Origin of the sequence: Paenibacillus polymyxa, assembly GCF_018614975.1 — a bacterium.
In the GTDB taxonomy this organism is placed as follows: Bacteria; Bacillota; Bacilli; order Paenibacillales; family Paenibacillaceae; genus Paenibacillus; species Paenibacillus polymyxa_E.
The window spans coordinates 84,118-92,560 of record NZ_JAGGNR010000036.1 but is presented as its reverse complement, the minus strand read 5'-3'; the positions used below and the strand labels follow the sequence as shown (position 1 = coordinate 92,560).

The following is an 8,443-nucleotide window of genomic DNA, read 5'->3' as shown; positions in this document are numbered from 1 at the left end:
AGACCGAAGAGCTGTATAACAAGAAAGATACCTTAGCACGTCATCCGGGCTAAGGTATCTCAATGAACTAATTTTTGTTTTTTTAACTGTCTACTTGACAGGGAGCGGTTCAAAATTTCCAGTGGTGGAGCTTTTTACTGTGTACATTGCAATTGAACTAACGATTTACACGAGAACGTAGAGGACAGAAATATTTATTTGTTCAATTGATATCGTTGATCTGATTTGCACAATATTGCATGGGAACGGGTGTTTGTGTTAATATTTATGACTATAATCCACAAGGTTCACCGGCAGGGTATCGCCAGCGACGTAAGCTTCCAGATTTTTGACGAAAATATCGACTGCTCGATCTGCATATTGCTCTGTACTTCCTGCGATATGAGGCGTAATTAATACGTTATCCATGCCCCATAGCGGGTGGTCTGCCGGAAGAGGTTCTTCTTCGAACACGTCCAGTGCGGCGAAGGCAACCTGGCCGTTTTGGAGTGCATTCAGCAAGGCTTCCGTTTTCACACTGGGGCCACGGCCCACATTGACGAAGCAGGCACCGGATCGGAACTGCTCAAATGCAGTTTGATCATATATATGTTTGGTTTCATCGGTTAGCGGTAAAATATTAATTACATAATCCCCCTGGCTCAAGGCTTCATGTAAACCGGTCATGTCGTACATTTGATCCACATTGGGGACATCCTTACCTGAACGGCGAACTCCGATTGTGCGCATGCCGAGGGCTTTGAGAATACGGGCCGTTTCGGTCCCAATCTCACCTACACCAACGATGACCGCTGTTTTGCCATGCAGTTCCGGCAATGGTTTGGCAGGAGCTTTCCATTCGGCCTGCTGTTGATGCAGCATAGCTTGTCTCAGCCAGCGACTGTGGGATAACATCATGCCCAGAATAATCTCAGTGATTGGAATCGCATGAACTCCATTTGCACTGGTGACCTGAACGTTCTTTTGTTGCAAATCTGCGAAGGGGAGATTGTCCACACCAGCAGACCAGACCTGAACCCACTTCAACAGGCTGTCCTGTTTCAATGCATGTTCTGTGACGAGTGAGGACCAGCCGAGAATAATCTCAGCTTCTTTCAACTCAGCAGGGTCCAATTCCTTGGCTTTTCCGAATTTCAGGGTGTATCCTGGTGCAGCATTCTGAATGCGTTGTTGCTGTTCTTCGGATAGAGATGGAAAACATACAATTTTACCCATAATGTGTGGTCCTCCTGAGATAAATAGTTTGATGAGTTTGATAATTAAAGTGTATCAGATTTGGTGTTGGATGTGCATTAAGGTGGTAAATGCAGGAATCTAGCCTTATTTGCAAATGGTTATATTTGTGTCACTCTATACTTACCCAACTTGAAACGATATGTATAGTTATGAAATAATAGAGCGAACTTTAGAGAGGTGTATGCAATGAATAACCAATCACATCAGGATCATTCATCCCGACGGGAAAGATTGTTTGTAGCAATTCGTCTTCCTGTTGCTGTTCAGCAGTCTCTTCAAATGGATGCGAGGCTTGTACAGAACAAGCTTGATTTTCGTGAATGGACAGATCACAGGGATTATCATATAACCTTGCAATTTCTGGGGGATACGTTAGTTAGTGACATCGGGCACCTGCGAAAAGCTTTGCGCTCAGCAGCAAGCGGATTTCAGCCGTTTGAACTTCAGCTTTCCGACTGGGGCACATTTGGACTTGAAGAAGCACCTAAGGTGCTTTGGAAAGGTGTTGGCGGAGAGGTAGAGCACTTGTTTTCATTGCAAAAACAAATCGTGCAGTCGACTTTGCCCCTTGGATATGAAGCTGAATTAAGACCTTATGCTCCCCACATTACCATTGCCAGAAAATATCTGGGACAGCTTCCAGGTAATGAAAATAAAGGGGTGTCTGGAGTGCTTCCGGAACATTCCACAGGTGTTAATTCTTGGATGGTGGAGGACGTTGTACTTTATGTGACAAGGCTGGGGCAATCGCCAATGTATGAGGTCGTGGATACGTTCTCTTTTTCCTGATAATCATTTTTATGCCATAAAATCACATTGACATAACGTTTATCCCTATGTAATATTAGCCATCGTTATTCAAATTCTTTTTTTTGGGTTACTTAGTTAAGGGAATTGTTTCGACAGGAGGAATCTTCGAATGAACATTATAAGCAAAAATCGTTGGGTAGCACCGATGTTATCAGTGCTGCTTGTATGTATAGTGGGGGTAAATGTCGTTCAGGCGACGGGGAAGTGGAATGAAGCTAGTGATAGCAAACAGATGACCGAACTTTCGGCTTCTGTGCAAAATAACCAAACATCTACGCAAGAAGAGAGGCGCATGATGGAAGATGGGACAAGTCTGTCCTCTAATCTGTCTGCCCAAACCGTAGCGTGGACTGAATCTCTGCCAGCGAAGAACTGGCTTACGACTGCTCAAGAAGAGCAGGAACTGCAAGAAGCCAAGGCCAAGAACAAAGCTAGAGCGGTAGCTGCGGCCAAAGCCAAAAAAGAAGCTGCACTGAAATTGGCCAAAGTGAAACGTGCCAAAGAAGTCGCTGCTGTAACAACTCCCCCCCAAAAACTATACTTTACACGGACCAAACTTCTGAACCAGGAAGACGGGAAACTCGCAACCTGGTCATACAGTGTGTCCGATAAAGAACTGCATCTGCTGCAAAAAATCGTCATGGCAGAAGCGGAAGGTGAACCGTACGAAGGCAAAGTGGCAGTTGCCAATGTTGTCTTAAACCGGCTGCGGTCAGCCAATTTTCCCGATACCATTTACAAGGTCATCTATCAGAAATCTCAGTTTAGTCCTGTAGCGAACGGACGTATGAAACGTGTGGTTCCCAACGAGGACAGCATCAAAGCAGTGAATGCTGCGTTGAACGGGAAGAAGGAAGTTGCCGATGATACGTATTATTTCTTATCATTGACACTTGCTGACGATCTGACAGTTGCCCGTTCGCAGAAAAAAGTAAAAACGATCGGTCATCATACTTTTTACAAGTAATCGACCTGTAAATTCTGCAAACAGGCAGGGTAGTTAACTGTGTGTGCATCACACGGCCCTTCAAAAAGCCTGAATCGTAGTTTTATTTCGTTATTTAAAATATCGTTATACTCTAAATTACCCTTTTTTCTGCCAAATCATACGGTGGAATTAGTGAAAATAAAAGAAGGTTCCCTTCCATAAATTTGGAAGGGAACCTTCTTTGTATATCGTGAGCAATCGTCTTGTCCCCTATAATTCCTCGTGAGAGCTGTTCTATAGGTCCATAGAGACGTCAGAATGGTATTCTGGTACCTGACAAGGACGTGGCAGCAATTCCTGCTGTGAAGCGCTCCACGGAGGTTGTTGTGACTTCGGCTGTAGTCGGGAACAATAAGTTATGAACAGCTTGAGCACAGCACTTTGGATCATAGGCCGAATGGTTACCTGAAATATGCGCTACGTTCAGCGGGCTTTCAGCTTGAGAGGATGCCTTCTCACATAATTGTCTGAAACGATTGGTGATCACGTCGGCAGAGTGAATGACCTGGCCGTATCCGGCTTGTACAAAGTATTCACAGTTCTCTTCCTCTTGACCTGCAATCGGAGGAATGAACAACATCGGTAGACCCTTGGCCAGTGCTTCAGTGCATGTCATGCCACCTGGCTTTGTAATCAGCACATCGGATACATCCATCAGTTTGCTTACTTCCCGTGTATATCCCAGAATACGAATATTCGGGTGCTGGAAGCAAGGCATTTCCTTCATTTTCGCTATCATTTTTTCATTGCTTCCTAGACAGAAGACCATTTGAACACGATCTGCCCAAGACGTGAGAGCTTTCATATGATCCTCATCAAAAGAAAGTCCCCATCCGCCACCCATAAGTAGCGCGGTAGGCATGTTCTGGAGCCCCATCTCTTCCCGTAGCTTCACCTTATCTCCTGCTTCCCAGAAGTCTGGATGCACAGGGATTCCCGTGATCTGAATATGGGAGGGATCAACACCCCGGATCTCAAGCAATGCTTTGACCTGAGGGGTTGAGACCAGATATTTGTTCACTTCCGGATTAATCCATGTTCCATGCACGTCATAATCCGTCACGACCGTATAGAGCGGGATATTCAGACCCTGGCGTTTGAGCCGGGAGATCACTGCATTTGGAAAAGGATGGGTACAGATCACCGCATCGGGTTTCAGTTGGGATACGACCTGTGCCGTCTGTGTATAGAAAATTCGGTGCAACGCCAGCTTGGTAAAACCATTAAATGATTTGTTGTACTGCGTGCGGTACAACAGGCTGACCAGTTTGGGTTGAACCGATAGTGTCTTTCGATATGCAGAGAAAATTAGTGGAGCTACCGTTGGGTTCAAAAATTTCCCTAGTTCAATGACACGACTGTGAACATGTGGACTGACTTTTTTGATACCATGTGCCAGCGCATGAGCGGCCTGAGTGTGACCGGTACCGAAACCTTCCGATAATAAGAGCACTCTTGGTTTTCGCATGAGTTCACCTTTATTCATAAGTTTTAATTCAAAATGAAGATATTCATTGTTTATTCTAGCTATGGAATGCGTTATTACATGAATATACATTGAAGCGCAAAATCATGTTTCTTCTATGAATATTTACACCATATATCTTACAATGAGACAACCTAACTTCATTTATATACGTATTGTTTGAGTCATCTTACACTATAGACGACGACAGAAGGAGTTTCCACTGCATTTAGGTTAAAAAATATTAACACAATTTTTAAAGTGTTAGGGTTGCAATCTTATTTCGAAGGTGGTATTGTAGATTTTGACCGAATGACTGAATTGTATTTTTGGTCATTTATGTAGACCGATTGAACAATGAATGTATGTAATTAAAGGAGGGATACGATGGCTCCGATTGACAGGAGACAGCAGGTTATTCATGCAGCAGCCCAGTCGTTTGCCATGTTTGGATACAAAGCAACGACGATGGATCAGGTCGCCAAGATTGCGAACGTTGGCAAAGGAACGATCTATACGTTTTTCACCAATAAGGAACAATTGTTTGATCAGATTTTGGTAGAAGTGATTCAGGAAATGAAGAACATCGCGCATCGTGAAGTACATCAGGAAAGTGCATTTTTCGATAATCTGTTTCGGGTACTGGATGCATTGTTAGAGTTTCGTCGTGATCACGATCTGCTCGTTAAGTTATCTCAGGAGCTGAAGGACTTTGGAACGCTGCAGGCCAAGGAAGGATTGGACAAGGTGGAGAAAGTAATCTCCGACTTTCTGGCTAAGGAGCTTGAGAAAGCGAAAGACAATGGAGAGATTCGAGATTGTGATCCGCAAGTCGTCGCATTTATGATGATTCGCCTGTATATTGCACTCACCTCAGACTGGAACAAACAACATCAACCGCTGAGCAAAGAGGAAATAAAGACTTACTTTCGCCTTTTCTTAATGGAAGGAATTGCTGCTGTAACGTAATCCGAATTTAATCTACTATAATATAAGGATTTTCACGCGTATCAAGCAGGGAGGCTTGTCGGAAGACAGGTTGTTTTTTTGTTCTAAAATGACCGTTTGAGGAAAGTGGTCAGTTCGTGTTTCAGTATGTTTTCTGGAATGCGACATTGTATTTCATTATGGTTATTCCTGCTCATGGAGCAGAGAGATTAAGGGGAGAAAATGACATGAAATCTTTATCCGTGTTTTTCAAGGATGTGGGATCGGCCGTGAGAAACCCGAAGGTGTTGATCCCTGTTATTGCAATTATGTTTATACCGATCCTGTATAGTGGCATCTATCTGGCAGCCTATTGGGACCCGTATGGTCATGTGGATGAGATGCCGGTTGCCGTTGTCAATCTGGATAAAGGCGCTGAGCTGGAGGGCAAATCACTCCATGTAGGTAGTGATCTTGTGGATGAGCTGAAGAAAAATGCCGATTTTAAATGGGATTTTGTCAGTGCCAGCCAAGCTAAAGAAGGCATGAGTAATGACAAATATTATATGCAAATTACAATTCCGGAGAACTTCTCATCCCAAGCAACAACATTGCTCGATGACAAGCCGGAGCCGGCTGATCTGATCTACGAACCGAATGGCAATTACAGCTTTGTCGGTGCACAGATCGGTAAGACTGCCATTAAGGACTTGAAAGCGAAGGTTTCGGCCAAAGTTACAGAATCCTATGCTGAGACGTTGCTCGACAAGTTCTCCGAAGTATCGGATGGCTTGGCTGAGGCAGGCGATGGGGCGGGTGAACTGAATACCGGCGCAGGCAAACTGGATGATGGTGCTGTTAAGCTCAAGGATAACCTGGCGAAGCTTGCATCAGGAACGCTTGAACTTCAGGAAGGACTTTCTCCATTAAGTGATGGTGTTAACGCGTTGCACACAGGGGCAACCAAGCTTGAAAGTGGAACATCAAATCTTGTATCCGGTCTGCAACAGCTTCAGGAAGCCGCATCGAGCCAGCTTCAGAGCGGAGCAGATCAGTTGAAGGATGGCAGCGCCAAGTTGGAAACCGGACTCCAGTCTTCACTGGATGGCACAAGTAAGTTGCAGGCTGGTCTGAAATCGTCAGAACAGGGCAGTGCAAAGCTGTCGGATGGTCTGCAAAGTGCCGTTCAGGGCAGCGGTACACTGTCAACAGGTCTGCAATCGGCTGTAGATGGTAGTGGCAAGGTAGCTGATGGCGCACAGGGCGTAGCCGCCGGATTGAAACAGCTTGCTGCATCAAACCCGGAACTGGCTGAGAATGCTGATGTACAGAAACTGCTTGCGGCAAGTGAATCTGTTGCGGATGGCAGTGCGCAATTGCATGAGAGCGAGCAGAAACTTGCAGAGGGTGCAGATCAACTGCATCAGGGTAACCAGCAGTTGGCTGCTGGTGCAGCCGAGCTTCATGGAGGTCAGGAGCAACTTCTTGCTGGTGCAAACCAGCTGGTGGATGGTCAGAAGCAATTGCTGGCAGGAGCAGGACAGCTTAGTCAAGGGGGAGCGAAGCTCTCTGATGGCCTGAAGCAGTTCAGCGGCAAATTGGGTGATGCTGCAAGTGGCGGTACATTGCTTGCAGATGGTGCCAAGCAGCTGGGCTCAGGGACAACAGCTCTGCAAACGGGTGTAGGTAAACTAAGTGGTGGCGTTAATTCACTAACCGATGGTTCCAAGCAACTGGGTGATGGCGCGGGCAAACTGGCTGACGGTCTTACCGAGCTAAAAGATGGCTCAAGTGAACTTGCAACCAAGCTGAATGATGCCGCGCAGAAAACATCCGAAGTTAAGAAAACGGATGATGTGGTGAACATGTTCGCTGAACCGGTGAACTCCTCGGAGAACACAGCAGAGAACGTGAGCAATTATGGTACAGGATTGACACCTTTCTTCCTGTCGATCGGTCTGTTTGTGGGATCTTTGATTTCCACGATTGTATTGAAAATGCGGGAAACGTCCGTACCTGGTGCAACAGGCTGGAATCGTTTTGTCAGCCGGACACTGGTATTTGGGTCTGTGAGTATTTTCCAATCAGTTATCGTGGCAAGTTTCATGTTATACGGTCTTGGACTGGAGACGCACAGCGTAGGGCTGTTCTATCTGTTCACCATTATCACGGGACTGACCTTCATGTTGATTGTTCAGGCACTTGTGACTTGGCTGGATCTGCCTGGACGTTATGTTGTCATTCTACTGCTGGTCTTCCAACTTGCGGCTAGTGCGGGAACCTTCCCGGTTGAACTGATTCCATCGTGGCTTCAAGCATTTAGCCCTTGGTTGCCAATGACGCACAGCATTATGGGCTTCAAGGCTGTTGTATCGAGTGGTAATCTGGATGTGATGTGGCATCAGGCAGGAATTCTTAGTATCTATGCCGGTGTATCCATTCTGCTGACGCTTGCTTACTTCCTTTGGAATGGCAGACGTCCGAAAAAAGAAACGGAACTCGCTGATTCTGGTCAAGTTGTGACGGTATAAGTCGAACCTGATCTTCAGCAGGATCATATTTTTGAAAAAAAACTTTATTTTCTTGTAGTGAAATTATGCAATATAGTAGTCAAATAGTGCAAATAGCCTGTGACCCCAAAAAGGGGTTGCAGGCTATTTTGTATACAAATGCATAGCGAAGTAAAGATTCGCTGGCTTAAGCAGTGAAAATTTGGTGGAATTCTGATTAAACACAGGCCACACATGGAACGATTTTCTTCTGTCAGTAATTTAATTCAGTTGTACTCTGGCTTAAAAAGTGTATAATTATTCGAAAAAGAGATGAGTTTAAACGTCATTACTGTAAAGCTGTACTGCAAAACATTTCTTATCAGAGGTATTAAAAAGTTTAAATTGCGCTGATGTTAGGTCGGTGTTAAAATAATAGAACTATATCGAAAAAACGTCGCTCCATTTCAGTAGCCGTGCCAGCGACTGCGTGTTGATTTATACATGCTGTTTGCCGGATCGTCCGGA

Annotated in this window: 6 protein-coding genes; 4 read left to right on the top strand and 2 right to left on the bottom strand. The window is 45.1% G+C overall.

What is annotated here, in order from left to right; translation table 11 throughout:
• Positions 1–258: 258 nt before the first annotated feature.
• Positions 259–1,215 (bottom strand): D-2-hydroxyacid dehydrogenase, encoded by a 957-nt coding sequence (locus J7E78_RS23280; RefSeq protein ID WP_215078395.1) that lies wholly within the window; start codon positions 1,213–1,215, stop codon positions 259–261.
• 207 nt (positions 1,216–1,422) lie between these two features.
• Between J7E78_RS23280 and thpR the strand changes: the two genes are divergently transcribed.
• Both thpR and J7E78_RS23270 read left to right on the top strand, forming a co-directional pair.
• A complete protein-coding gene (thpR, locus tag J7E78_RS23275) occupies positions 1,423–2,025 on the top strand; it encodes an RNA 2',3'-cyclic phosphodiesterase (RefSeq protein WP_215078393.1) in 603 nt (200 codons plus the stop codon).
• Between the two features lie 130 nt (positions 2,026–2,155).
• Positions 2,156–3,013, top strand: a complete 858-nt coding sequence (locus tag J7E78_RS23270) for a cell wall hydrolase (RefSeq protein ID WP_215078391.1) — start codon at positions 2,156–2,158, stop codon at positions 3,011–3,013.
• A gap of 274 nt (positions 3,014–3,287) precedes the next feature.
• On the opposite strand, the gene J7E78_RS23265 is transcribed toward J7E78_RS23270, so the two are convergent.
• Entirely contained in the window at positions 3,288–4,502 is a 1,215-nt protein-coding gene (locus J7E78_RS23265; protein ID WP_215078389.1) for an MGDG synthase family glycosyltransferase, read from the bottom strand.
• Between the two features lie 384 nt (positions 4,503–4,886).
• Between J7E78_RS23265 and J7E78_RS23260 the strand changes: the two genes are divergently transcribed.
• Positions 4,887–5,468 carry a TetR/AcrR family transcriptional regulator gene (locus J7E78_RS23260; protein ID WP_215078387.1) on the top strand — a complete coding sequence of 194 codons (582 nt, stop codon included), beginning with the start codon at positions 4,887–4,889 and terminating at the stop codon, positions 5,466–5,468.
• 206 nt (positions 5,469–5,674) lie between these two features.
• Entirely contained in the window at positions 5,675–7,957 is a 2,283-nt protein-coding gene (locus tag J7E78_RS23255; protein WP_215078385.1) for a YhgE/Pip domain-containing protein, read from the top strand.
• Positions 7,958–8,443 lie beyond the last annotated feature (486 nt).

Coding starts and splice junctions, on each gene's coding strand:
- J7E78_RS23280 (WP_215078395.1), bottom strand. CDS start 1,215: ATGGGTAAAATTGTATGTTTTCCATCTCTATCCGAAGAACAGCAACAA.
- thpR (WP_215078393.1), top strand. CDS start 1,423: ATGAATAACCAATCACATCAGGATCATTCATCCCGACGGGAAAGATTG.
- J7E78_RS23270 (WP_215078391.1), top strand. CDS start 2,156: ATGAACATTATAAGCAAAAATCGTTGGGTAGCACCGATGTTATCAGTG.
- J7E78_RS23265 (WP_215078389.1), bottom strand. CDS start 4,502: ATGCGAAAACCAAGAGTGCTCTTATTATCGGAAGGTTTCGGTACCGGT.
- J7E78_RS23260 (WP_215078387.1), top strand. CDS start 4,887: ATGGCTCCGATTGACAGGAGACAGCAGGTTATTCATGCAGCAGCCCAG.
- J7E78_RS23255 (WP_215078385.1), top strand. CDS start 5,675: ATGAAATCTTTATCCGTGTTTTTCAAGGATGTGGGATCGGCCGTGAGA.